The organism is Microcoleus sp. LAD1_D5, from assembly GCF_036702115.1.
Classification (GTDB): Bacteria; Cyanobacteriota; Cyanobacteriia; order Cyanobacteriales; family Microcoleaceae; genus Microcoleus.
Window position 1 is genome coordinate 35810 of sequence record NZ_JAUBSA010000009.1, and the last position, 24884, is coordinate 60693.

Sequence of the window (24884 nt, forward strand, 5' to 3'; positions counted from 1 at the left end):
TTTAAATTAATTGCGGAGCGCCAACTGTTAATTTTTCCTGACTGACAACGTACTCTAACAAACCCTCGGAAGCATCGTGCAGCAAATCAATTACTCGATCGAATCCCTCCGGGCCACCGTAGTAAGGATCTGGCACTTCTTTAAGGTCGTATTTCTGGCAAAAATCGCACATCAACCGCACTTTATCTTTATACTTTCCAGCAGCATCCAGGGCAAGAATATTGCGATAATTGTCCCGATCCATCGCCAGAATCAAATCAAAACTTTCAAAATCTTTCCTGGCAAATTGGCGGGCTTCGCCTAACAATTCAATGTCTCGCTTCCTAGCCGCTAATGCCATCCGCCTGTCAGGGGGGCTGCCAATGTGATAGCTAGCAGTTCCGGCAGAATCGCAGGTGATACGATCGCTCAAACCAGCTTGTTCAATTAAGTGATTCATAATATTTTCTGCTGAGGGCGATCGGCAGATGTTTCCGAGGCAGACAAACAATAACTTATAAGACATTTAATTGATAATTAGTAATTGGTAATTTTTAAGGGGAAAGAAGAAAGAAAATTTTTTATTTCTTCTTTCCCAAAGTTTCGTGTTTGAGAGAAATCAATCAGTCATTAGCTATAGATTTCTTTTTAAACACAGAGAGCTAACAACTAATGACTGATGACTGATGACTAATGACTAACCGAAACCGGGGAGATTTAGTCCGCCGGTAAGTTCTTCCATTTTTTCCCGCATCGTCATCGTAGACTTAGCGTAAGCATCCTGCATCGCCACCGTGACGAGTTCAGAAACCACATCAGCACCTTCACCGAGGGCATCCGGTGAGATTTCCACGCGGCGGGGTTCTTGGTTGCCGCTGAGAAAAACCTTGACCAAGCCGCCGCCGGCAGTTCCCTCAATTTCCATTACATCCAACTCTTCTTGGAGCTTTTTAGCTCCTTCTTGAACCTGCTGAGCTTTTTTGAAAGCTTCAGTCAGTTCTTTCATTTTTCCCAGGCCGAAGCCAAATCCTTGTCCTGATTTTGTCATAACTACTTTGTGATGGTGTGTGGGCTGGCAGTCTGCCGTTTCCGTATTACTTCAATGATGCCTTAGAAGGGAAACTCTCCCAGTATTCTAACTTCTGGCTCCAACAACAGCGACCACCGCTGCTCGACTTGCTGTTGAACGTGGCGGATCACTTGAAAAATATCATTGGCCGTTGCCGACCCGCAGTTAAGAATAAAATTAGCATGGCGCTGAGCCACTTGTGCGCCGCCGATCTGATATCCCTTCAGTCCCGCTTGTTCGATGAACCAACCTGCCGTCTTGGGGCCGGGGTTACGGAAGACTGAGCCACAGCTCGGTAAGTGGTAAGGTTGAGTTGTCCGCCGCTGGCTGAAATGGTCATTAGTTTCTGCCATTACTTGCGATCGGTCAAATCCCGGCTGCAACTGGAAAGTCGCTTCTGTTACTAGCCGATCGCCCCCTTGCAGCACCGAAGTCCGGTAGCGGTACTCCAACTCTTGGGGAGTCAGAATTTCCACCTTACCACCAGGGGATAGGACGCGAGCATTGACTAGAATATCAGCAGTACAGCCTCTGTGAGCGCCTGCATTCATCACCACAGCCCCTCCCACGCTGCCCGGTATGCCAACTGCCCATTCTAGACCTTTCCAGCCGCGTTTAGCCGCCAACCAAGCGAGGCGGGGAATTGACTCCCCCGCCCCCGCTGTAACTTGACCTGTTTCTGGATTAAAATTCACCTGTTTGAGGTAGCGAGTGCCGACGACCAAACCGGACAAGCCCCGATCGCTCACCAACAAATTAGAACCCGCACCCAGCAGAGTCACCGGCACCCCTTCAGAGTCAGCCCAGGCAAAACTCGCTTGCAAAGCCTCCATACTGCGGGGAGCAACGTACCACTCGGCCGGGCCACCGACTCGGAAGGAAGTCAGGCCCGCCAGCGAAACTTGGGAATTAATCTTGCAATCAGTTCCCCGCAAAGAAATAGGAGAATACACTCGCCGATTGTCCTTAACAGAGGAGTCATTCGAGATAGTCACCATCTTGAAAATCCTTAAAAATACCTTCGCTCGAAGACGTGGTTGAAAATTCGTTTAGCTAACTTATGTCGCCCCTTTGAGCGAGCCGTCCGACAGAAGTTTCGGCACAACGTGCCACGCCATAATGTCGATCAACTCTACTCAGTTCGCGAGCTAATCGGGGCGATCGGCTTGTTGATAAAAAGCCATAACCTCTGGAATAATCTGATTCAGATTACCAGCGCCCAAAAACAGAGCCAAATCCCCCGGTTGCAGATTTTTGGTTAAAAACTTAGTGACTGACTCCAGGGAAGGCGCAAACTCAACCTCTCGGCCTTCTTTAGCAATCAAATCAGCAACTTGCTGCCCGCTAATTTCTCCTAAATTTGGTTCCCCAGCACTATAAATATCGCAAGCCACAACCAAATCAGCATCCCCAAAAGATTGAGCAAATTCTGGCAAAAATGTCAGAGTCCGGCTGTAACGGTGAGGTTGAAAAATTGCAACCACTCTTCTGGATTTGGGATTTTTTTCGCTACCTTCGATCCGCAAGCGAGCCGCCGCCAAGGTGACACGAATTTCGCTAGGATGGTGGGCGTAGTCGTCCACAAACAGGATGTCATTGTGAAAACCCCGCACCTCAAAACGGCGGCGAGCTCCTTCAAAGCCAGCAATCGCTTTGGCAATCGCCGAAAACTCTAACCCCAACAATCGGCCCACTGCTACCGCAGCTAGTGCATTGCTGAGATTGTGTGTGCCCAGCAACTTCAACTCCATTTCCCCCAGGAAAGCTCCTCGCTCCCAAATCCGAGCCTTGGTGCTTTCTGCCCCGTACTCCACGCCCGAAGCCGTGTAGTCCGCACCGCTATCCGGCTGCAAGCTATAACTGACATCAGGCTGAAGGCAGTCTTTGACGATTTGGTCGTCAATGCAGCCCACCAAGGTTTGACAGTTTTGGGCAAACACCTTAAATGTGTCTATTACCTGGTCAAGGGTATCGTAATGGTCTGGATGATCCAGTTCCACATTCGTCACTATGCCTATTTTGGCTACCAGCTTGACGAGAGAACCGTCGGATTCATCAGCCTCGGCCACTAAGTAGGGGCCTTCCCCCAAACGGGCATTGCCTTCCCAAGCATTTACCTCGCCTCCTACTACGATGGTCGGGTCTAGACCCGCAGCCATCAGCATGAAGCCGATTAAGCTGCTAGTAGTAGTTTTGCCATGAGTCCCGGCTACGGCTATGCTTTGGTAATCTTGAATTAACGCTGCCAACACATCCGATCGATGAAAAATCGGACAGCCCAAATCTAAAGCAGCTCGATATTCGGCATTTGCTGGGTGAATAGCCGTCGAACATACTACTTGAGGCAATCCCGGAATTGCTTGGGCGCTTGAACCGTTGCCGTTCAATTGGAGAGCTTTGGCTGTCGCGACAGAAGTCCCTACCGTACCCGCGACTATCGAGGATACTGCCCTTTCCGGTTGCCCGCAGTCGGGACTGCTACCGTTAAGGGCCGTTTGAAATAGTTCAAAATTGCTGGCGTCTTGACTCCAAAAAATATGAGCTCCCATTCCTTGCAAGCGCTCGGTTATGTGACTCGATTTAATGTCGGAGCCGTACACAGGCAACTTGCGTTTAGCTAGAATGTAGGCAAGGGCTGACATCCCAATCCCACCAATGCCGATGAAATGAAATGGTCTACCGCTAAAATCAACAGAACTCGGCATCTTTGCTCCTCACACACCACACCACGCCAATAACACGCGATATCATATCAAGAATTGTTTTTTCAGGATACAGTTCGCTATAGATTTTGTACAAAATTCTCTGCGCGTCCCTAGATTTGAGGGACTTGTAGAGATGTTTGTCTTGTATCCTATATGACTTAGTACCGAGTAGTTTTCCGGAACAGTCACAGCTCGAAAATTGCAGGTAACAGAAAACGGGGTCTGGGGTCTGGGCCAATAGACTAATTTTGGGTGGTTGCATACTCCTGCATTCTTTCTATTTCGATCCGCCTGCTGTGCTGGGATACGGCAGCAAAAGCCCCACAACCTTTCTACCAAGATTGAGGGTAAAACCCATAAGGATTTACAAACACTACCACGAACAACAAAATTTCGCTCATTTTGTAGTCATTTATCTAGTTGTACGGTCATTTTTTCGGGAAAGTCAGAGATTGACACGATCGCAACTCAACTATAGATAATATGTATTCTCACTTAATTGTATATATACCAAGTTATGCAGTTAGTCGAATAAGTCGAAAAGCGATAGAGCTTACGGTTAAAAGTGTATAAACATAAAATTGGCGCGATGTCTCTACTAATCCTGATTTTGGGGAAATATGGGGAAAATAGCGATTTTGGGGGGGACTTTTGACCCGGTTCACTGGGGTCACGTGTTGGTAGCCGAGACGGCTGCGAGTCAATTTAATCTCGATCGAGTCATTTGGGTACCGGATCGCTCTCCTCCTCACAAGTGGCGCCCGGATTTGGCAAGTTTTGAGCATCGGCGGGAAATGCTTGCTTTGGCGATCGCCGATCGCCCAGACTTCGTAATTTCGCCGTCGGCAAATCCCTGCGACAGTTCTTTTGCGATCGACACCCTGCTATATTTGCAAAAATTGTATCCAGGCGATGATCGCTGGTACTGGATTATTGGTAGTGACGCACTCCTTACTCTCCCCAAATGGCACCGGTGCGGCGAAATTGCCGGGTTGTGTGACTGGTTGGTGGCCCCACGTCCGACTCAGGGAGATCGAGAGACACCAGAAAGCGGGGAGATTGGGGGACTGTCCGAGTGGGGAGATTGTCCGAGTGGAAAACCCATCGATTCGGGGGGAGACAGGATGCAGGTTCAGGCAAATGCTGTGGGCCGACGAGTTGCCGAACAAATGGCTCTTCTGGACGTGGAAATTCGCTGGGAGGTGCTGTCCATGGCTGCGATCGAGATTTCGTCGAGCCACATCCGCCACTGCTGCGCCGAAAGTCGCAACCTCCGCTACTTAGTCCCGGAAGTTGTACGAACTTATATTGCTGCCCATCAGCTTTACCAGTAACCAGTGGCAGAAAGCCTAATGCCTTCTGCCTTGCAATTTCAGCCTTCTAGAAAAGTTCAAGCTTTTTTGATCGACACAAAAAGTTAGAAAGGATCGACCTTTGCGATATGATCTTGTCTCATAAGTCAATTCTTAAATTTTTCCAAAATTTAAGCCTGAGCTAAGGGCTGCCATCGTTAGGAGGTACTAAAGTGATTCGAGTCGCGATCAATGGTTTTGGACGTATCGGGCGCAGTTTTGCGCGCTGCTGGCTGGGCAGAGAAAACAGCCAGCTAGAGTTGGTAGCTATTAATGACACTTCCGATCCCAGAAGTAATGCTCACTTGCTCAGATACGATTCCATGATGGGAACGTTGAAGAATGTGGACATCAGTGCGGATGAAAATTCCATTACCCTAAATGGGAAGACAGTTAAATGCGTGAGCGATCGCAACCCCCTAAACTTGCCTTGGAAAGATTGGGGTATTGATCTGATTATTGAAGCGACCGGCGTCTTCGTTGACCAAGCTGGTGCATCGAAGCATATCACTGCCGGCGCTAAAAAAGTGCTAATTACCGCTCCCGGCAAGGGTTCTGAAGTTGGCACTTATGTGATGGGAGTTAACCACCACAACTACAAGCACAGTGACTACACTGTCATCAGCAATGCTAGCTGTACTACTAACTGTCTAGCTCCTGTACTGAAAGTGCTGCACGAAAATTTTGGCATCGTCAAAGGCATGATGACCACTACTCACAGCTATACTGGCGACCAGCGCTTGCTGGATGCCAGCCACCGCGACTTGCGGCGGGCGCGGGCGGCAGCAATGAATATTGTGCCGACTTCTACCGGAGCAGCCCAAGCTGTGGCTTTGGTGATTCCGGAATTGAAGGGCAAGTTAAATGGTATTGCCATGCGCGTGCCGACTCCCAATGTGTCCGTAGTCGATTTTGTGGCTCAGGTAGAGAAAAAGACTTTTACCGAGCAAGTAAATCAAGTGTTCAAAGAAGCTGCCGAAGGCCCCATGAAAGGGATTTTGGAGTACAACGATTTGCCTTTAGTTTCTTGCGATTATCGCGGAAACGATGCTTCTTCGATTCTGGATTCCAGCTTAACGCTGGTGATGGATGGCGACATGGTAAAGGTTTTGGCTTGGTACGACAATGAGTGGGGCTACAGTCAGCGGGTGGTTGACTTGGCTGAATTGGTCGCCGAACGTTGGGAAGCTTAATCCGAAGGCAGAAGGCATTAGTCATTCGGCAGAAGGTAAAAAATGCTGATATTTTTTACTTTTGAGTCGATTTCTAGCTGACTTTTTATTTCTGTTTTCGAGCGCTAGAGACTTTTGGCAGTCGATAGTTGGCGAGTACAAAATGAAATATCGGGTAGGGACATGGCAGTCCCGTGTCCCTACCCGATATCTGTATGCTGCTACTCCCAGCTATCGAACTTTTTGCAATAATACTTCGATCGGGCGATCGGGTCTGCTTGATGATAAAGTTGTTGTTTGTTCGTAGTAACCGTTTAAACTTGCTTTGGTTAAATTCTCGGAAAATCCCAAATATTAAAAAAATAAAAATTATGACTATAAAAGTTAAAAACCTGAAAAAATAGCAACAGCTACAGTACAGTGTTGAAAACAAAATGTGATATGAAAAAAGCGTTAATTAGCGGTATATCAGGTCAAGACGGAGCTTATTTAGCTAAACTTTTGCTCGATCGAGGTTATGAAGTTTGCGGCACCTCCAGGGACGCCCAAATGTCTAGTTTCGGAAACCTGGCCCGTTTGGGCATCCGAGACAGAGTAAAACTAGAATCCATGTCTCTCAACGATTTTCGCAGCGTCTTGCAAGTGCTTGCCAAAATAGAGCCAGATGAGGTGTACAATCTAGCAGGTCAAAGTTCTGTCGGTCTGTCTTTTGAACAACCCGTAGAAACCCTCGAAAGCATTGCCACAGGCACATTGAATCTGTTAGAAGCAATTCGATTTACTGGCGGCAAAATTAAACTTTACAATGCCAGTTCTAGCGAATGTTTTGGGGATACGGGAGGCAATCCAGCCGATGAAAATACGCCTTTTCGCCCCAGAAGTCCTTACGCGGTAGCGAAAGCAACGGCATTTTGGGAAGTAGCGAATTATCGGGAAGCTTACAATTTGTTTGCGTGTTCTGGTATTCTGTTCAATCACGAGTCGTCGCTGCGACCGGAGAGGTTTGTTACCCAAAAAATTGTATCTGTTGTGTGCCGAATTGCTGCGGGTAGTTCGGAAAAACTGCATTTGGGAAATATTTCAGTGCAGCGGGACTGGGGTTGGGCGCCGGAATATGTGGAGGCGATGTATTTGATGTTGCAGCAGGAAGAACCGGACGATTATGTAATTGCCACGGGTGTAAGCTATCCTTTGGAGGAGTTTGTGCAGACAGCGTTTGTTGCTGCGGGTTTGGATTGGCAGGAACATTTAGTAACCGATGCGAGTCTTTACAGACCGACTGAGATTGCAGTTGGGAGGGGAAATCCGGGTAAGGCAAAAGAAAAATTGGGCTGGGAGGCAAAATATAAAATGCCCGATGTGGTGCGGATGATGGTGGAAGCGAGGATGGGTAAGGTGTGAGGATTTTTTCAGAAAATATAGCTCTTTGTTTGCAATAAATAGCTGTTGTGAATTATCAGCGGTTGTGTACCCTTTTCAAGATGTGAAACAATGCAAGTAGTTTTATTAGCCGGCGGTTTGGGGACACGTCTCCGAGAAGAAACAGAATTTCGGCCGAAGCCCCTAGTAGATGTGGGCGGGTATCCAATTCTATGGCACATTATGAAGACCTATGCCCATTACGGTTTCCGGGACTTTATTGTGTGTTTGGGCTATCGCGGCAACATGATTAAGGAGTATTTCCTGAATTATGAAGCTATGAATAATGATTTTACTATTTGCTTGGGTCGCCAGAATTGCATTACTTATCACGAGGATCATAAAGAACAAGATTTTAAGGTGACACTGGCAGAAACTGGCTCGGACACTATGACTGGGGGACGGGTGAAACGTGTGGAGAAATACATTACTGATGATACCTTTATGGTGACATACGGTGATGGAGTTGCGGATATCGATATTGGAGCTTTGGTGGATTTTCATAAGGCTCATGGTAAGCTGGCAACTGTTAGTACAGTTCGTCCGATATCCCGATATGGTATTTTAGATGTGGACAGCCAAGGCAAAGTTCTGGAATTTACGGAAAAACCTCAAATAGATGGCTGGGCTAGTGCAGGATTTTTGGTACTTCACCGCAGCATATTTGAGGCATTGAGCGGGGATGATTGTTTTTTTGAGCGAGAGCCACTAGAGCAGTTAGCGGCCCAGGGACAATTGATGGCCTACCGCCACGAAGGTTTCTTTTTTGCGATGGATACTTACCGTGAGTATAAATATTTGAACGAACTTTGGGATAATGGAGAGGCTCCTTGGAGGGTGTGGGAATGAGTGAATTTTGGCGCGATCGATCGGTATTGGTGACAGGTTGCACTGGCCTGTTGGGCAACTGGTTAGTGGCTGAGTTGCTGGAAAGAGGAGCCTTGGTAACAGGATTAGTCCGTGACTTGGTGCCCCAATCCAGACTTTATGCTGGAGAGTGGTATCGGCAAATTAATATCGTTCGCGGTTGTGTGGAAGATTTGTCAACGGTAGAACGAGCCATTAATGAGTATGAAGTAGATACGGTGTTTCACTTAGCAGCTCAGACAATTGTGGGAGTTGCAAATAGAGAGCCGCTGGCAACTTTTGAAACGAATATTAAAGGCACTTGGAATATTCTAGAAGCTTGTCGCCGGGTTGGAGGTGTGAGTCGAATTGTCATAGCATCCAGCGATAAAGCGTATGGAGACCAGCTTGTGTTGCCTTATAGCGAAACAACTCCCCTGCAAGGAGAACACCCTTATGATGTTTCTAAAAGCTGTGCTGATTTAATCAGTCGCGCTTATTACGTCAGTTATGGTCTGCCCGTGTGCATTACTCGCTGCGGCAACTTTTACGGCGGCGGAGACTTGAATTTTAATCGCATCGTTCCATCTACTATTCGATCGGCATTACGAGACAAGCCGGTAGTCATTCGCAGTGATGGCACTTTTATCCGGGACTATTTCTATGCGAAAGATGGGGTTTTAGCTTATCTCCATTTGGCTGAACAAATGGACAGGAAAGAAATTTTGGGAGAAGCATTTAATTTCAGCAACGAATTGCAAATTTCAGTGCGAGGCATGGTAGATAAAGTTCTGAAATTGATGGACAAGACTCATTTAGAGCCTGTCGTATTGAATCGGGCAAAGAATGAAATCAAACATCAGTACCTCTCGGCAGATAAGGCGCGAAAAATGCTCGGTTGGGAGTCTAAGTATCCTCTAGAAGAAGGGTTGAAAGAAACAATTGAATGGTATAAAAACTTTTTGATGGACGAAAACACCTGTGTCATCAGCGTGTGATTGAGGATTTCTGTGACTCGGGTTTTAATTTTATTTCTCTTATTTGATAGTCAAGGGGGCTAATTCGGTGCCATCTAAATGTCGTTTTTGCAGTCACCCATTGGAGCATACTTTTGTCAATCTGGGGATGTCGCCGCTGGCGAATGCTTTTCTCTCCCAAGAGCATCTGAATTGTGCAGAAAAATTCTATCCGCTTCATACTTATGTCTGTGCTAATTGTTTTTTAGTGCAGTTAGAAGAGTTTGAATCCCCGGATAGCATCTTCAGCGACTATGCTTATTTTTCTTCCTATTCAGACTCTTGGCTGCGTCATGCTCAGAAATACACAGAGTTGATGGTGCAGAGGTTTGGATTTGACCAAAGGAGTCAGGTAATTGAACTCGCTAGCAATGATGGCTATTTACTCCAGTATTTTCAGCAGAAAGGAATTCCTGTATTGGGGATTGAACCTGCTGCAAATGTAGCTAAGGTGGCTGAGGAAAAAGGGATTCCAACTTTAGTCAAGTTTTTTGGCGTGGAAACGGCTAAAGAGTTGGTTTCACAAGGCAAACAGGCAGATTTGTTGCTGGGAAATAATGTGTTGGCTCATGTGCCTGACTTGAACGATTTTGTGGCGGGGATGAAAATTCTCCTGAAACCCAATGGCATATTGACAATGGAGTTTCCTCATGTATTGCAATTAATTCAACACAATCTGTTTGACACGATTTACCACGAGCATTTCTCTTATTTTTCGCTGTTGACGGTTGAGAAAGTTTTTGCAAGTCACGGTTTAACTTTGTTTGATGTGGAGGAATTACCGACCCACGGCGGTTCTCTGCGGATTTACGGGAGGCATGAAGATTTTGAGAGTATAGCAGTTGGTGATCGCATTTCCCAACTGAAAGCTAAGGAAGTGCAAGCAGGGCTAAATCAGATTGAAATTTATGTAGGATTTTGCGAACAGGTTAAGTCTACCAAGCGCCAAATGCTCAGTTTCCTAATTGATGCCAAAAATCAGGGCAAATCAATTGCGGGCTACGGTGCGCCGGCGAAGGCTAATACGCTGTTGAACTATTGCGGTATCCGCACGGATTTGATTGATTATACGGTGGATTTAAGCCCGCACAAGCAGGGTTTGTTTTTGCCGGGAACTCAGATTCCGATATATCATCCAGATAAAATTCGGGAGGCTAAACCGGATTATTTGGCTATCTTACCTTGGAACATCAAGGATGAGATAGTAAATCAGATGGATTATATCCGCGAGTGGGGAGGTAAGTTTGTGGTGTTGATTCCTCAAGTGGAGGTAATCGGGTGAAGTTTACTGAAACGAAGCTTAAGGGAGCTTATGTTATTGAGGTAGAACTCCTAGCAGATGAGAGGGGATTTTTTGCCCGCAGTTGGTGTCAAAAGGAGTTTACAGAGCTTGGCTTGAATCCTAACCTAGTGCAGTGCAATATTTCTTTTAACCTGAAGAAAGGTACTTTGCGGGGGATGCACTACCAGGCTACACCTCACGAGGAAGCGAAGTTGGTTAGATGTATCAAAGGGGGAATTTATGATGTAATTATAGATTTGCGTCCCGATTCTCCTACTTTTAAAGAGTGGTTTGCGATAGAGCTAAACTCCGAAAATCGCAAGATGATATATATTCCTGAAGGTATGGCTCATGGCTGTCAAACTTTGGCAGATAATACTGAGGTTTTTTACCAGATGTCGGAATTTTATTACGCTGAATTAGCCAGGGGAGTGAGGTGGGATGATCCAACTTTTAGTATTGATTGGCCGGAGATATCTCAGCGCGTAATTTCGGAAAAAGATCGCAACTTCCCCAATTTTGTGCTATGAAAAAAGTCCTGGTTACGGGGGCAGGGGGTTTTGTTGGCAGACATTCGCTCAAGACGCTGGTAGAACGCGGGTTCGAGGTTCATGCTGTCGCTTCTAAGACTTTGCCGACTTTAAGTTCTGACTGTACGTGGCATCTGGCAAATTTGTTAGATCATACATCTATTAAAGAGCTAGTTTGTCAAGTAAAGCCAACACATTTGTTGCACTTTGCCTGGTGTTATACTGTACCCGGTCAATACTGGAAATCTGAAGATAACTTTTTGTGGGTGCAGGCAAGTTTGGAATTATTGAGGCAATTTCGAGAGCAAGGTGGCGATCGAGTAGTGATGGGTGGGACTTGCGCGGAGTATGATTGGAAGTATGGTTATTGCTCGGAATTTGTCACGCCTAGAAATCCAGATACTCCCTACGGTATTTGTAAAAAAGCTTTGCACGAGATAGTGAGTTCCTATTCGGAGACGACAAGTCTCAGCAGTGCTTGGGGACGTATTTTCTTTCCCTACGGTGCTTACGAGTACCCAAATCGGCTGGTTTCTTCAGTGATTCTTTCTCTCTTAAAGGGAGAGCCTGCTCGCTGCTCTCATGGTAATCAAATCAGGGATTTTCTGTATGTACAAGATGTGGCTGATGCTTTTGTGGCTCTTTTGGAGAGTGAGGTGACGGGAGCTGTTAATATTGGATCGGGACAGCCGATCGCGATTAAAGATGTTGTTTATCAAATAGCAGATATAATCCGGCGATCGGATTTAGTGCAGTTAGGTGCTATTCCGTCTGCCGCGAAAGAAACACCTCTGTTAGTGGCTGATGTGACTCGTTTGTTAAATGAGGTAGGTTGGCAGCCAAAGTTTAATTTGGAAAGGGGATTAAGGCAAGCTATAATCTCCTGGGAAAAGCAGCTTGTGTCCTAAAATTTTCTGTCTAAGATTCATCACCTAAATACAATTTTAACTAGGAAAAATCATGAAATTAACTATCGATACAGATGCCCAAAAACTTATTCAAGAAATAGACGGTGAGTGTCAAACTATTCCGCTCTATTCTAAAGAAGCTTTTGAACTCCTTTCTCACTACTGGGTGAAATTAGGCTGGAATCAAAAATACACCTATACATTTAGCTGGATGGGACGCCCAATCATTCAACTCCCTGAAGACATGATTCGGATTCAGGAAGTTATCTATCAGGTTAAACCTGATGTAATTATTGAAACCGGGGTAGCGCACGGCGGCTCGCTGATTTATTATGCGAGCCTTTTTAAAGCAATGGGCAAGGGTAGGGTTGTAGGAGTTGACATTGAAATTCGCCCCCACAATCGCAAGGCTATAGAGGAACACGAACTGTCATCTTTCATTACTTTAGTCGAAGGCAGTTCTACAGATAGCAGTATTGTAGAGCAAGTTAAAAGACTGGTAAATCCAGGGGAGACTGTCTTGGTGAGTCTTGACTCGTGTCACACAAAACAGCACGTGGCTGACGAGTTAAAGGCTTATTGCAGTTTTGTGACACCAGGCTCCTATATAATTGCCACCGATGGGATTATGAAGGATTTGGATGATGTGCCGCGCGGGAATCCTGAGTGGAAGTGGGATCATCCTACTGCGGCGGCGGCTGAGTTTGCAGAAAAACATCCTGAGTTTGTGTTGGAGCAGCCTAAATGGCCGTTTAGCGAGAGCGATTTGACGGACAATGTGACTCACTGGCCTGGAGCGTGGTTGCGGAGACTGTAAGTAAAGTGCGGGTAAACAGGGATGGAAATTATTCTGATTGTTATTATCTGTCCCTCTTCAAATTTTCTATTATTTTAATAACTTCACTGTAAATTGCTTTCCAATCGCAATCATACTCGAAGTTTGGGTAATCAACAACAAATTCCTTTGGAATTAATACTTGCGGTACGATGTTTTCTCTTACTTGTGATGTCGTTACTTGAGACCCGTGTCTATCTAATACAACCGTGTGTCCGTGTACGACACCAGGCTTGTTAGCTATCCACGAGGTGTACATAATTCCCGCCCCAATTGTGATGACACTTAAATCTATCGCTTGATTCCAAACAACGGTTTCGTAAGTTGTGGAACCGATCGCAGTGTATGTATTAATAGCAGAAGGAATCTGGGCAATTATTTCTCCCATCATCGCTTTCTCCTTTTGAATCATAGACCAACTCGAACTGTGCGAATCTTCGGTTCCCGTAACAGACCAGCCATCAAACAAAACTCCCAAATTAGGAAAATCCGAATACAAGCTTTCGATGATATTTGCTATTCCTTCTACCTGACCGCGCCAAATTCTACTATTGAGACGAATTTGGAAGCTCAAAAGAGGAAAATGCTTTTTAGCTTGTTCTACTTGCGCTAAAAAATCTCTAGAGCATTTTTTAACGGCCACTTCACATACTTTGTTTGCTAGTTCCTCTTCTATCAACAAACCATTAGCCCTGAAAGCAACGTAATTATTATCCAATACAGTTTTAAAAACATCCCAAACATCTTCAACTTCAAGGAACTTCTCTGCAGCAATATCTGGGAAAACTTCCCGACAACTGAAGTAGTCCCCAGGCCCAATCACGATTTTATCAATTTTATGCTGGATTTCAGGCTTTATGAGAACATGAAGACCTACTAAGTCTTGCCACAAATAATGTCCTATATTGAAGCCTAAACCTATAACATCGATTACTTGTTTAGCTTCTGTTGATATATATTGTAGAACTTGCTGCCAACAGCTCACCATATAACTCTTGAACTTATTGATACTTTCTACAGGGCGTGCCAAACCGACTAACGCGGGATTGAGATTAATAATTAGCTCTAATCTTGGTACATAAACTAACATTTTTTCACCTAGGGGGCAGCCTGTCATCAAATAGAATATTTCGCTGCTTGCAAAGCGATAAATAAAGCCTTGCAAATCATGGTACCCTACCTCATAATGATTAATAACAAATGATTGATTAGACCTAACAATCTTGTCGCTGAAAGGACAAACGGCATAAACATAACCACTTTCTACGAGAACTTGCTGATATGGCAAAGTCAGTCTCAATGGCTCATGCAGATGTTTGGGAGAATCGGAAAAACTATTGATATAAATTTTTTCCAAAGCAAAGTTGTTTTGTGCTATTAATTCCAGAGTGGGTAGCGACATCGCAACATTTTCCAGATATTTTTTGTCGTCCTCAGTTAAGGATTGCAGTGTAATTACTTTATACCTGCTTGCTAGTCTGAAGTAGTCTTCTGCTTTTTCCTGTTGAATTTCAACTTCACAATCACGATTTTCATCATCCCGTAAGTTGAGTTGATTCAATCTCTTCCAAATATTTTCGTAGATATCTCCCTCACTAGGTCGCTGGATCTGTGAAGCCTGTTGAAAACACGCAACAGCCTCATCTATCAGACCTTGTTGTGCTAAAAGTAGGGCAAAACTATGGTAAACTCCAGAGCTGTTGGGGGCGTTAGTGAAGGTCTGGCGGTAACAAGTGAGTAACTTATCGAACCATCCCAAACGCACTAGCATCATTCCTAAATCTGAGTGAATTGCAACTTGCTCTGGGATCACTTCTAAGGCTTTTTGGTAACAGGAAAAAGCTTCCTCTAATTTATTCTCTTGTGCTAATTGCATCCCTATTTGCACAGCTTTTTCGTAAGAGGCGATCGCTTCTTTAGCCTCTCCCTGCCTTGCCAAGGCTTCCCCTAAATTGTAGTAACACTCGTAAGAACTTGGGCAAAGCTCTATCGCTCGCCGATAACAAGCCATTTCCTCTTGCAGATTCTCATAGCTAATTTCTATGGTCCGCCAGTGACCAAAAATCTCAGCTTCCCGACCCTTGTACCTACGTAAAAGTAGCTTAAATTCTGCGGAATCCCGGAAGGAAGTCAGTAGCGTCAGACGGGTTAATTCCTCATTGCGGAGAAGCTCAGAAAATGACGATGTAGCACTGGGTTCGGGTTCGCGTTTCAGATAGGCGCGGTAAAGTTCTTGGATAAAATCTTCGTCGTTAAGGATACCAGTGGCTTTGACAAAGCCTTCGTCGTTGAGTTGATTCAAGGGAACTTGCAGGCTTTTATTCTGGCATTCCTCTAATAGAGTTGCCACGACATCAGGATGAGACTGTAAAGCTTTTAGCTTTAGCAACCTTTGGTGATAGAAAGTTTTTCCTAGCTGCCAGTAACACTCAAAGGAATCGGAGTTGAGTTGGCAGGCATGGCGATAAGAATCGATCGCCTCTTCCCACTGCTCAAGTTTTATCAATAGCTTCCCTAACAGCAAGCAAACTTCCCAGTTATCTGGCTGTATCTCTAGGATCTTGCGGTATGCTTGCACGTCCTCTGGATTTAGCTCAATAGCGCGGCGATAAGAAGCGATCGCTCCCTCCAAATCTAACTGTGTTCGCTGTTGCAGCACCTCGCCCAGGCTATAATGAATCCAATCTGCATCCGGATTTAGCTGTATGGCTTGCTCATAAGCAATGATCGCCTCGTCTAACCGGCCCAGTTTCACCAAACTCTGCCCCAATCCACAGTAAGAACCAAAGTGATCGGCATCGAGTTCAATAGCTTTACTAAAGGCACCCACCGCTTCCTCCCACTGTTGTTGCCGATATAGAGCATCTCCCAAGTGATGATAAGACCAAGAAAAATCCGGCTTGAGTTCTATAGAGCGACGGAAAGCTGCTATCGCTTCCTCGAGTTTGCCTAGTTTTGCTAGAGCTTCCCCTAAATTGTGGTGAGACCAAGAGTAGTCAGGATTTAGCTCAATAGCACGGCGGTAGGCTGCGATCGCCCCTTCTACATTCCCTGACTCTAGAAGTTGAGCGCCCTCGTCAAAATAATCAACGGCAGTTTTTTTCGCTTCCATCTTGAGTTACTGTCAATCGTGCTAAGCTGATGAGCCACTTCAGGTTACACTAAGCCGTGTATTTTGACAAGATGTAACCTTAATGACCTGACCTTAGTGTAAACTGTGGTTGAACCCGAACTCTTGAGAGGCGATGTATTTGATGTTGCAGCACGAACAGCCAGAGGGCTGGGTAAGTGCAACAGGTGAAAATCATTCCTTACCACAAATTGTGGGGACATTGCTTGATGAGAGATTAAACCTGCCGGAACATATAGCGAGCGAAGTCAGTCCTAACAGACTAACGGAAATTCGGGTAATATAAGCTGCGCTTGGGGAGCATTTATGCGAAAATCGGGTTGACTTGCCGATGAGTCGAAGGGAATCGGTAGCAGTATCAATTGCGTCAATTCACAAAACTCTAAAATCCGACTAAATTTAATGTAGAAAAGACCGGAGAATCCACAATGCAAGAATGGAAAAGAACGTTTTATTTTAATAAAAAACAATTTCATTACAACCGGATAAATTTTAACAACCCTACCGAAAGAGCTGTAGAGATACCTATTGCTTTTAACTTTTTGGCAGATATCCAAAAACCAGCAAGCATACTTGAAGTTGGAAATGTACTCTCTCATTATGAAAATCATTTGAGTGAAACGCTTGGTATAACATCAAGACGAATTGTAGATAAATTTGAAGTAGAAGTAGGGGTAGATAATGAAGACTTAATGGATCTGCCGTCCGAAGACAAATACGACGCGATTGTCTCACTTTCTACAGTTGAACACATTGGACAAAAAGGAGATCCTTCGGGTGGATATGGAGAGCAGGAAGAAAACCGCGATCGTGAAGGCCCCTTAAAAGCAATTGCTAAGATATACGATCTACTTGCTCCTGATGGCAAAGCTTTGATTACCGTTCCTTTTGGAAAACTTATAGATGGTGAATGGTATATTCAGTTTAGTAAAGAGTATTTGTATCTATTAGATAAAAAATATGGAATTCCTAAAGAGGCTGTCTCTGTTAATTGTTTAAAGCTAATAGACAGAGAAACAACTGACCGTGGTTTTAACGTGCTTTGGGAAGAGTTAGATGCTCTTGAACTGAGTTATGTGGAATACGGAGCGCCTTTTTCTCAAGCAAATGCGATCGCCGTTATTGAGCTTTCCAAGCTTTCAAGTGACTTTCACTTGAAATTAAATGTCGAGCCGAGTCCTCTGTTATACAATATGCCCTATGAGACGCGGGCAGAATTCGAGCAAAACAAGGCTCTCCTAAAGCAAACTCAGAGTGAAGTGGCAGAATTTCAGTTGCAATTGCAACTGACTCAGAGTGAATTAGAACAATCCCAAGCACTCCAGCAGCAAACTCAGAGTGAATTAGAACAATCCCAGTTAAAACTGCAGCAAACTCAGAGCGAATTGGAACAATCCCAATCACTCCAACAGCAGACTCAGAGTGAATTGGAGCAATCCCAAGCACTCCAACAGCAGACTCAGAGTGAATTGGAGCAATCCCAAGCACTCCAGCAGCAAACTCAGAGTGAATTGGAACAATCCCAAGCACTCCAGCAGCAAACTCAGAGTGAATTGGAGCAATCCCAAGCACTCCAGCAGCAAACTCAGAGTGAATTGGAACAATCCCAAGCACTCCAGCAGCAAACTCAGAGTGAATTGGAACAATCTCAGTTACAACTCCATCAAACTCAGAGTGAATTGGAACAATCCCAAGCAATCCAGCAGCAAACTCAGAGCCAATTGGAACAATCCCAGTTACAACTCCACCAGACTCAGAGTCAATTGGAAGAATCCCAAGCACTCCAGCATCAAACTCAGAGTGAATTGGAACAATCCCAGTTACAACTCCATCAAACTCAGAGTCAATTAGAACAATCCCAGTTACAACTCCATCAGACTCAGAGTCAATTGGAAGAATCCCAAGCAATCCAGCACCAGACTCAGAGCGAGTTGGAACAATATCAGTTACAACTCCATCAAACTCAGAGTGAATTGGAACAATGCCAGTTGCAACTCCATCAGACTCAGAGTGAATTGGAACAATTTCAAGCACTACAGCAACAAACTCAGAGTGAATTAGAACAATTCCAAGCACTCCAGCACCAAACTCAGAGTGAATTAGAACAATTCCAGTTACAACTCCATCAGACTCAGAGTGAATTAGAACAATCCCAGTTACAACTCCATCAGACTCAGAGTGAATTAGAACAATCCCAGTTACAACTCCATCAGGCTCAAAGTGAATGGGAAAGATTAAAGTTTTCGCCAGCTAGGGTTAAAGAAACTGAGGTCAAAAGTCAGATGCAGTACAAAGACTTATTGTGGGAGGGGTGGTACGCTTATTGCAAAGGTGATATGGAGGGGATGGCTAACTTTCTTAAAGAATCCTTGAAGTGCACGCCTTTTTCAACAACAGAAACAGTTTTGAACTGGTTAGAAAATTTTGCTAGATTTTCGTCAGAAAAAGGAGAGATCCTCGATACCAATACCTTAGTTAACTCACCAGAATGGAAAGAATTGATGCGTCGTAGCATTAATGGCAAAACTGCGCTAACCATCCATTAGTAAGAGATTGCAAGCAAGCTATGATGACAAACTCGGGTTTCAATATTGAGAAAACTATCATTAAGAATCAGCCATTGATTGTTAACGATGAGCCAAGCCTCACAAATCCAGTCTCGCAAATGGCCACCGAGGCCCAGTGTCGATCGGATGCGTTCTACTATTGGTGTGAGGAAACTCGCCTGCCGCACGAGCCAATATTTCATCGAAAACTGTGGGAGTACGCCTATATCCTCCAGTGTCTGTCTGAGGCGGGCATGATGTCACCAGGCAGGCGCGGACTAGGTTTTGGTGTCGGTCAGGAACCGTTAGTAGCTGTAATGGCTGCGCGAGGCTGCGAAGTGGTGGCCACAGACCTAGATTCAGAGGAGGCCACTAAGCAGGGATGGGCAGGTACGGGTCAATATGCAGCCACGCTAGAGGCACTTAACGATCGCGGCATCTGCCCCCCCCATCGCTTCGCATCAAAGGTGAGTTACCGCGTGGCAGATATGAACAAGATAGATCCTGATTTGGTCGGCTTCGATTTTGTCTATTCGTCTTGCGCTTTCGAGCACGTCGGCTCGATCGAACTGGGGCTGCAATTCGTCAAAAACAGCCTTAAGTGTCTGCGTCCGGGCGGAATAGCAGTACATACCACCGAATTCAACGTTTTTTCTAATGACGCGACGATCGACCACCAACAGACTGTACTGTTTCGACGGCAGGACATCGACAGACTCGCAGCAGAGTTGACAAGCCAAGGACACGAAATAGTCCTCAACTACAACACTGGAAGCGGGCCGTTCGATCGTCACATAGACGTACCGCCCTGGTCGGGGATACACTTAAAGCTTCAGTTGGAACAATATGTCACAACATCCTTGGGGTTGCTCATTAAAAAGGCTTCATAGATTAAATCGTTTTTCACTCATATTCAGACATTTCTACTCAGCCAAAACCAAGACCAATGTTAAATCATCAACTAAATAATTCTTTGGGTGTAAATTTAGCCGGTCATATAACCGGAGATTTTGGGCTAGCGGAAGCCGCTAGAGGAAATCTCCGAGCCCTAGAAGCAGCCAGAATTCCCTTTGCAGTTAAGGATCTAAAAATAGATTGGCTACCCAACTCCGATACCAGCTACAAAAAATTTTCCGACGACAATCCATATCCAATCAATATAATCCAAACCAACCCCAATTGGGTTGAGCAGATTTTAGCAGGATACTTTCCCGGAATTGGTTCTGAATATTTCAAAGGGAAATACAATATAGGTGTCTGGCTATGGGAACTGCCAGTATTTCCCTCTGAATGGCAGTGGGCTTTTGATTTATTTGATGAAATTTGGACTACCAGTAATTTTTGTGCAGAAGCATTTTCTGCCGTCTCCCAAGTTCCTGTACTCAAAATTCCTGTGAGTCTTGCCTTCCCGCAACCATTATTAACAAGAGATAACCTCAACTTACCCAAAGATAAATTTATTTTTCTATTCATGTTTGACTTTGGCAGTTCCTTTGAACGGAAAAATCCCTTTGCCACCGTTGAGGCATTTAAAGGAGCTTTTGGTAAATCTAATCAAGATGTTTTACTCGTTCTCAAGTTTGCCAATGCTCATCTTTTTCCGCAACGGCGACAGGAACTAATTGATTTGGCTGATGGTTGGTCATCTATTCAGTTTATAGACGGACATTTGCAAAAAGAAGAGATTCACGGCTTGGTTAATAGTTGTGACTGTTATGTATCTCTGCATAGGGCTGAGGGCTTCGGTTTAACAATGTCGGAAGCCATGTACTACGGCAAACCAGTAATCGCCACAGCCTATTCATCTAATATGGAATTTATGAATGTTGGCAATAGTTTTCCGGTTAAATACGAACTGGTGACAACAACTGAAGATTATGGAGCTTACCCCAAAGGCAGTGTGTGGGCGGAACCAGATATCTATCATGCTGCGTCTTTGATGCAGTATGTATTTGAGAATTATCAGGAAGCTCAGAAAACAGGAAAAATAGCAGCCAAGGAAATCAGGTCTTTATTAAATCCTCAAGCTGTAGGTATAAAAATAAAAAATCGCCTTGAATTTATCAGGGCACATCTAAATCATACCCAGTTGTCAAATCGGTTCCATGAACTTCAGACAGAAAGAGATCTATTGGCTCGTCAAGCCCAAGCTTGGAGGCAGACAGCATTACAGGTACAGAAAGAGTTAGCAAAATACTCTTAATTTCAACGATAAGAGTCCTGAATTCTCAAGCATTTATTCTAGATATTTCTTCAGTAAAAGACGAACAATGTTAAATCAAACACTAGATTCTAATTTCGGCATCAATTTTATCGGACACCTGAGCGGTGAATATGGTCTGGGAGAAGGTTCGAGGGCCACTCTCAGAGCGATCGAAGCTGCTGGTGTGCCCTTTGCACTCAAGGATATTAAGGTAGATTGGCATCGAAATTTAGATAACAGCTACACAAGTTTTTCCGAGCAAAATCCCTATCCCATTAACCTAATTCACACTCTGCCAGAACCCGTTGTTTTCAACATGGTCGATCGCGAATGCTTCAAAGGTCGATACAATATTGGCTTCTGGGCTTGGGAACTGCCGATATTTCCTCCAGGATGGCTGTACGCTTTTTCTTTATTTGACGAGATATGGACTTATAGCAATTACTGCGCTGAAGCGATCGCGCCCGTATCCCCCGTCCCTGTGATTAAAATGATGTCCAGCCTTGAATTTCCCGAACCGTCATTTGACAGAGAAGCATTAGGATTACCCCAAGACAAATTTATCTTTTTGTTCATGTTTGACTTCCACAGTACCATAGGTCGCAAAAATCCCTTTGCTACTTTGGAGGCATTTAAGCGAGCTTTTGCTCAATCGAATGAAGATGTCTTACTGGTACTCAAGTTTTCTAATGGCAGCTTTTTCCCGAAAGAGCGAGACCAACTCAAAGCGCAAGCAGCAGGCTGGCCAGTTCATTTTATAGATGGGCATTTAAAGAGAGAAGAACTTCATGCTTTAGTTGCCAATTGTGACTGCTATGTTTCCCTGCACCGGGCCGAAGGTTTTGGTTTGACAATGGCGGAAGCGATGTACTACGGCAAACCCGTAATCGCCACTGGCTACTCATCCAATATGGAATTTATGAATGTCGGCAATAGTTTTCCAGTAAAATATGACATAGTGACGCTGACAGAAGATTATGGGCCTTACTTTAAAGGTAATTACTGGGCAGATCCCCATATAGATCATGCAGCATCATTAATGCAGTATGTTGTGGAAAATCCCCAGGAAGCACAACAAGTAGGAGCAAGAGCAGCTCAAGAAATCAAGTCTTTACTGAGTCCTCAACTTCAAGGCACGAAAATCAAAAATCGGTTGGAAATCATTAGAAACAGAATGAACCAATCTACAAACTGGTCCACTCGCATCCATCAGATGCAGCAAGAGACGGCTTTGGCTCATTCTCAAATCCAAGTTTGGCGGCAGACAACACAGCAAGTTCAATCTGAACTAGCGCAACACCACAGGCTTGCTAAAACTTAAAAAGTTTAATTTACTGTAGATATTTGTTATTAGGAGTTCAATCATGTTCAATAACACAAATTTTAAGTTTGGAGTTAATATTATCGGTCATGTGAGTGGCGAGTTTGGCTTGGGCGGGGGGGTCCGAGGGACTATCAGGGCCATAGAAGCAGCTAACATTCCTTTCACCATCAAGGATCTGAAAGAAGATTCGCAACGCAACTTAGATACTACATACAGCAATTTTTCCAGCGATCATTCTTATCCCATTAATATCGTTCATACTAACCCGCACGAGTCCTTGTTGAATTGTATCGATCCTGAATGTTTTAATAATCGCTATAATATTGGTTTTTGGATTTGGGAACTTCCGGTATTTCCTGATTTTTTCATGGGAGCTTTTAATCGATTTGATGAGGTGTGGACTTACAGTAATTACACGGCTGAAACAATTTCCGATGTCTCGCCTCTTCCCGTTGTCAAATTACCGCCTAGCATTTATTTACCCCCCAACGAATTGGGCAGAGAAGCTTTAGGATTACCCAAAGACAAATTTATTTTTCTGTTCATGTTCGACATGGGTAGCGGTTTTGAGCGAAAAAATCCTTTTGCTACCATTGAGGCGTTTAAAAAAGCTTTTGGGAAGTCTAATGAAGATGTTTTACTGATTATTAAGTTTAGACCTCATCCTTATTATCAAAATCAGTACGATCAACTAAAGGCAATGACAGAATACTGGCCATCTATTCAACTTATCGAAGGGCATTTGAGCAAGGAAGAGGTTCATGGGTTAGTAGATAATTGTAACTGCTATGTATCGCTACATCGGGCTGAGGGTTTTGGCTTGACTATGGCGGAGGCAATGTATTACGGCAAGCCAGTCATAGCTACGGCTTATTCATCCAATACCGATTTTATGAATGTCGGCAATAGTTTTTTGGTGAAATACGATTTAGTGGCAACTACTGAAGCTTACGGACTTTACCCAAAAGGTAGTATCTGGGCTGAGCCGGATATCGATCATACAGCTTCGCTTATGCAGTATGTTTTTGAAAATTATCCGCAAGCACAGCAAGTAGGAGCGAGAGCAGCTAAGGAAATTAGGTCTTTATTCAATCCAGAGGTTATTGGTCAAAAAATTAGACATCGCCTGGAATATATTATGAGGACAATAGAAGAGAAAGAGTTGGTTGAATCGCAAGCTCAAGCGTGGAAGCAAGCGGCCCTGCAATCTCAGAGAGAACTAGACAGAGCCAGGCTTCAATTTTGATATTAGCAACTGCTGGCATCAGGGATTATTTATTGTGAGTCTTCTGATAAATAATCCTACAAATCTTCCGCTCGCATACAGCAAATGTAGAAACAATAAGAATTATCTGGATTATCATTTAACAGTTGGCTGTGAATAAATTCATGGTTAAAAGTTTCCTTGCTTGATGTTTCAATCGATTGTGAGAGATCAATAATACCCTTCGTCTCCACTATTTTGAAATTATGCTTCTCCAAAAGCTTGCACAAATCATCGAAATAGTATTCTAGCTTGTGTTCAGGATGAATATAATTATTGGGAAACTGTAGCTTGGTAGCTTTCCTATTAGGAGTGTCAAGAGCAAACTTACCACCCGACTTTAACAATTTATAAACTTGGTCAAATAGTTGTTCTGCTTCTTCTGTGGTGATGTGCTCGATTGACTCTCCGGACCAAACTAAGTCAAAACTACTTTCTTGAAAGCAGCTTAAGTCTGTCATGCTTCCATAAACATATTCAATATTGCAATTTTGGTACTTAACTTTTATTGGCCACTCTGGGCCGGGAAACATCATTTTGTCTGGCGGAAAATCTCTAATATATAAATTTTCTGGAAGATGAGGATAGCCGAGCTGTAATAGAGCTCCTCTTTGATCTGATGCAGAATAACCTCCCAAATCTAATATCGCATTAGCAGACGGTAGAAGTGTTCTAACCATTTTCATGCGAGCACTATGAAGTTTATTATCCAACATAGAGTTGATATTTTCTTCAGTAAAGCCATGCTGGCCACCTTCTTCACCTGTCAGCCTTTGTTGAAATTCATGCGCCTCAACCATTTTTTTTATAACAGTAGCCCGAGACGCACCTGTATTGAGTTCGTTTAACCAACCTTCGAGCCCATCAGGATCGGCTTCCCGCTCAAAGATTACCCAATATGCCATCCAGAGATAACTTTTGTCGCTCTTAGCATGAGCAGATAAAGTATTTTGGATACTTTCTTGCAGACGTTTTTCTTGTTCAGGTTTCATTAAACTTCTTTTAATTTGGACTGGTTTCTAAGCTGGTTACACCTGAAAGGCGTTCTTGAAATTCCTCTGACTCAACCATCTTTTGGATGACATCAGCTCGATTCAAACCAGCCTTGATATCGTTTAACCAACCTTCTAATCCATCAGGGTCAGCTTCCCGCTCAAAGATTACCCAATAGGCCATCCAGAGATAACTCTTGTCGCTTTTAGCATGAATAGATAAAGTCTTTTGGATATTTGATTCTAGACGCTGAGCTTCTTCCGGTGTCATTTTGGTTTCTCTAAATTCGATTGACTTTGGTAGGTAATAAT

General features: G+C 44.2%; 22 protein-coding genes. 15 read left to right on the plus strand and 7 right to left on the minus strand.

Going from position 1 to position 24884, the window contains the following annotated elements:
- Position 1: 1 nt before the first annotated feature.
- From QUA70_RS06530 to murC, 4 genes are all read right to left on the minus strand, one after another.
- Positions 2-505, minus strand: coding sequence for a low molecular weight protein-tyrosine-phosphatase (locus QUA70_RS06530; protein WP_333333240.1), 504 nt, complete (start codon positions 503-505; stop codon positions 2-4).
- Between the two features lie 171 nt (positions 506-676).
- Positions 677-1027, minus strand: coding sequence for a YbaB/EbfC family nucleoid-associated protein (locus QUA70_RS06535; protein WP_006634273.1), 351 nt, complete (start codon positions 1025-1027; stop codon positions 677-679).
- A 62-nt stretch (positions 1028-1089) separates the two neighbouring features.
- Entirely contained in the window at positions 1090-2046 is a 957-nt protein-coding gene (murB, locus tag QUA70_RS06540; RefSeq protein WP_333144613.1) for a UDP-N-acetylmuramate dehydrogenase, read from the minus strand.
- Between the two features lie 150 nt (positions 2047-2196).
- Positions 2197-3753, minus strand: a complete 1557-nt coding sequence (gene murC / locus QUA70_RS06545; RefSeq protein ID WP_333345700.1) for a UDP-N-acetylmuramate--L-alanine ligase — start codon at positions 3751-3753, stop codon at positions 2197-2199.
- A 620-nt stretch (positions 3754-4373) separates the two neighbouring features.
- Between murC and nadD the strand changes: the two genes are divergently transcribed.
- The 9 genes from nadD to QUA70_RS06590 all read left to right on the plus strand — a co-directional run bounded on the left by nadD (position 4374) and on the right by QUA70_RS06590 (position 13095).
- Positions 4374-5087 carry a nicotinate (nicotinamide) nucleotide adenylyltransferase gene (nadD, locus tag QUA70_RS06550; RefSeq protein WP_333345703.1) on the plus strand — a complete coding sequence of 238 codons (714 nt, stop codon included), beginning with the start codon at positions 4374-4376 and terminating at the stop codon, positions 5085-5087.
- Positions 5088-5278: 191 nt separating this feature from the next.
- Complete coding sequence (locus tag QUA70_RS06555; RefSeq protein ID WP_333333234.1) at positions 5279-6298, plus strand: type I glyceraldehyde-3-phosphate dehydrogenase; 1020 nt, start codon at positions 5279-5281, stop codon at positions 6296-6298.
- Positions 6299-6718: 420 nt separating this feature from the next.
- The gene (locus QUA70_RS06560; RefSeq protein WP_333345706.1) at positions 6719-7678 is read left to right on the plus strand and encodes a GDP-mannose 4,6-dehydratase; all 960 of its coding nucleotides are present in this window, start codon (positions 6719-6721) and stop codon (positions 7676-7678) included.
- 90 nt (positions 7679-7768) lie between these two features.
- Positions 7769-8545 (plus strand): glucose-1-phosphate cytidylyltransferase, encoded by a 777-nt coding sequence (gene rfbF, locus QUA70_RS06565; RefSeq protein ID WP_333345709.1) that lies wholly within the window; start codon positions 7769-7771, stop codon positions 8543-8545.
- Entirely contained in the window at positions 8542-9540 is a 999-nt protein-coding gene (locus QUA70_RS06570) for a GDP-mannose 4,6-dehydratase (RefSeq protein ID WP_333345712.1), read from the plus strand. The genes rfbF and QUA70_RS06570 overlap by 4 nt, the downstream gene beginning before the upstream one ends.
- A gap of 67 nt (positions 9541-9607) precedes the next feature.
- Entirely contained in the window at positions 9608-10840 is a 1233-nt protein-coding gene (locus QUA70_RS06575; RefSeq protein ID WP_333345715.1) for a class I SAM-dependent methyltransferase, read from the plus strand.
- Complete coding sequence (gene rfbC / locus QUA70_RS06580) at positions 10837-11370, plus strand: dTDP-4-dehydrorhamnose 3,5-epimerase (RefSeq protein ID WP_333345718.1); 534 nt, start codon at positions 10837-10839, stop codon at positions 11368-11370. The genes QUA70_RS06575 and rfbC overlap by 4 nt, the downstream gene beginning before the upstream one ends.
- Positions 11367-12278, plus strand: a complete 912-nt coding sequence (locus QUA70_RS06585; protein ID WP_333345721.1) for an NAD(P)-dependent oxidoreductase — start codon at positions 11367-11369, stop codon at positions 12276-12278. The genes rfbC and QUA70_RS06585 overlap by 4 nt, the downstream gene beginning before the upstream one ends.
- A gap of 52 nt (positions 12279-12330) precedes the next feature.
- Complete coding sequence (locus tag QUA70_RS06590; protein ID WP_333345724.1) at positions 12331-13095, plus strand: CmcI family methyltransferase; 765 nt, start codon at positions 12331-12333, stop codon at positions 13093-13095.
- A 43-nt stretch (positions 13096-13138) separates the two neighbouring features.
- Here the strand turns inward: QUA70_RS06590 and QUA70_RS06595 are convergent, their stop codons facing one another.
- The gene (locus QUA70_RS06595) at positions 13139-16225 is read right to left on the minus strand and encodes a tetratricopeptide repeat protein (RefSeq protein ID WP_333345727.1); all 3087 of its coding nucleotides are present in this window, start codon (positions 16223-16225) and stop codon (positions 13139-13141) included.
- Positions 16226-16367: 142 nt separating this feature from the next.
- Here QUA70_RS06595 and QUA70_RS06600 point away from each other — a divergent pair, with 142 nt between their 5' ends.
- The 6 genes from QUA70_RS06600 to QUA70_RS06625 all read left to right on the plus strand — a co-directional run bounded on the left by QUA70_RS06600 (position 16368) and on the right by QUA70_RS06625 (position 23562).
- A complete protein-coding gene (locus QUA70_RS06600; RefSeq protein WP_333345730.1) occupies positions 16368-16529 on the plus strand; it encodes a hypothetical protein in 162 nt (53 codons plus the stop codon).
- 142 nt (positions 16530-16671) lie between these two features.
- Positions 16672-18789, plus strand: a complete 2118-nt coding sequence (locus QUA70_RS06605) for a hypothetical protein (RefSeq protein WP_333410342.1) — start codon at positions 16672-16674, stop codon at positions 18787-18789.
- Positions 18790-18809: 20 nt separating this feature from the next.
- Positions 18810-19679 (plus strand): methyltransferase domain-containing protein, encoded by an 870-nt coding sequence (locus QUA70_RS06610; RefSeq protein WP_333345734.1) that lies wholly within the window; start codon positions 18810-18812, stop codon positions 19677-19679.
- Between the two features lie 56 nt (positions 19680-19735).
- On the plus strand, positions 19736-20992 hold the full coding sequence (locus QUA70_RS06615; RefSeq protein WP_333345736.1) for a glycosyltransferase family 4 protein: 1257 nt from the start codon (positions 19736-19738) through the stop codon (positions 20990-20992).
- Between the two features lie 67 nt (positions 20993-21059).
- Positions 21060-22313 (plus strand): glycosyltransferase, encoded by a 1254-nt coding sequence (locus tag QUA70_RS06620; protein WP_333345739.1) that lies wholly within the window; start codon positions 21060-21062, stop codon positions 22311-22313.
- Between the two features lie 43 nt (positions 22314-22356).
- On the plus strand, positions 22357-23562 hold the full coding sequence (locus QUA70_RS06625; RefSeq protein ID WP_333345742.1) for a glycosyltransferase: 1206 nt from the start codon (positions 22357-22359) through the stop codon (positions 23560-23562).
- Between the two features lie 56 nt (positions 23563-23618).
- Here the strand turns inward: QUA70_RS06625 and QUA70_RS06630 are convergent, their stop codons facing one another.
- Positions 23619-24572 (minus strand): DUF4214 domain-containing protein, encoded by a 954-nt coding sequence (locus QUA70_RS06630; protein WP_333345745.1) that lies wholly within the window; start codon positions 24570-24572, stop codon positions 23619-23621.
- 10 nt (positions 24573-24582) lie between these two features.
- Positions 24583-24843, minus strand: a complete 261-nt coding sequence (locus tag QUA70_RS06635; RefSeq protein WP_333345748.1) for a DUF4214 domain-containing protein — start codon at positions 24841-24843, stop codon at positions 24583-24585.
- Positions 24844-24884 lie beyond the last annotated feature (41 nt).

Coding starts and splice junctions, on each gene's coding strand:
- QUA70_RS06585 (WP_333345721.1), top strand. CDS start 11,367: ATGAAAAAAGTCCTGGTTACGGGGGCAGGGGGTTTTGTTGGCAGACAT.
- QUA70_RS06625 (WP_333345742.1), top strand. CDS start 22,357: ATGTTCAATAACACAAATTTTAAGTTTGGAGTTAATATTATCGGTCAT.
- QUA70_RS06620 (WP_333345739.1), top strand. CDS start 21,060: ATGTTAAATCAAACACTAGATTCTAATTTCGGCATCAATTTTATCGGA.
- rfbF (WP_333345709.1), top strand. CDS start 7,769: ATGCAAGTAGTTTTATTAGCCGGCGGTTTGGGGACACGTCTCCGAGAA.
- QUA70_RS06595 (WP_333345727.1), bottom strand. CDS start 16,225: ATGGAAGCGAAAAAAACTGCCGTTGATTATTTTGACGAGGGCGCTCAA.
- QUA70_RS06610 (WP_333345734.1), top strand. CDS start 18,810: ATGATGACAAACTCGGGTTTCAATATTGAGAAAACTATCATTAAGAAT.
- nadD (WP_333345703.1), top strand. CDS start 4,374: ATGGGGAAAATAGCGATTTTGGGGGGGACTTTTGACCCGGTTCACTGG.
- QUA70_RS06615 (WP_333345736.1), top strand. CDS start 19,736: ATGTTAAATCATCAACTAAATAATTCTTTGGGTGTAAATTTAGCCGGT.
- QUA70_RS06635 (WP_333345748.1), bottom strand. CDS start 24,843: ATGACACCGGAAGAAGCTCAGCGTCTAGAATCAAATATCCAAAAGACT.
- QUA70_RS06570 (WP_333345712.1), top strand. CDS start 8,542: ATGAGTGAATTTTGGCGCGATCGATCGGTATTGGTGACAGGTTGCACT.
- murB (WP_333144613.1), bottom strand. CDS start 2,046: ATGGTGACTATCTCGAATGACTCCTCTGTTAAGGACAATCGGCGAGTG.
- QUA70_RS06590 (WP_333345724.1), top strand. CDS start 12,331: ATGAAATTAACTATCGATACAGATGCCCAAAAACTTATTCAAGAAATA.
- murC (WP_333345700.1), bottom strand. CDS start 3,753: ATGCCGAGTTCTGTTGATTTTAGCGGTAGACCATTTCATTTCATCGGC.
- QUA70_RS06605 (WP_333410342.1), top strand. CDS start 16,672: ATGCAAGAATGGAAAAGAACGTTTTATTTTAATAAAAAACAATTTCAT.
- QUA70_RS06535 (WP_006634273.1), bottom strand. CDS start 1,027: ATGACAAAATCAGGACAAGGATTTGGCTTCGGCCTGGGAAAAATGAAA.
- QUA70_RS06530 (WP_333333240.1), bottom strand. CDS start 505: ATGTCTTATAAGTTATTGTTTGTCTGCCTCGGAAACATCTGCCGATCG.
- QUA70_RS06630 (WP_333345745.1), bottom strand. CDS start 24,572: ATGAAACCTGAACAAGAAAAACGTCTGCAAGAAAGTATCCAAAATACT.
- QUA70_RS06560 (WP_333345706.1), top strand. CDS start 6,719: ATGAAAAAAGCGTTAATTAGCGGTATATCAGGTCAAGACGGAGCTTAT.
- QUA70_RS06600 (WP_333345730.1), top strand. CDS start 16,368: ATGTTGCAGCACGAACAGCCAGAGGGCTGGGTAAGTGCAACAGGTGAA.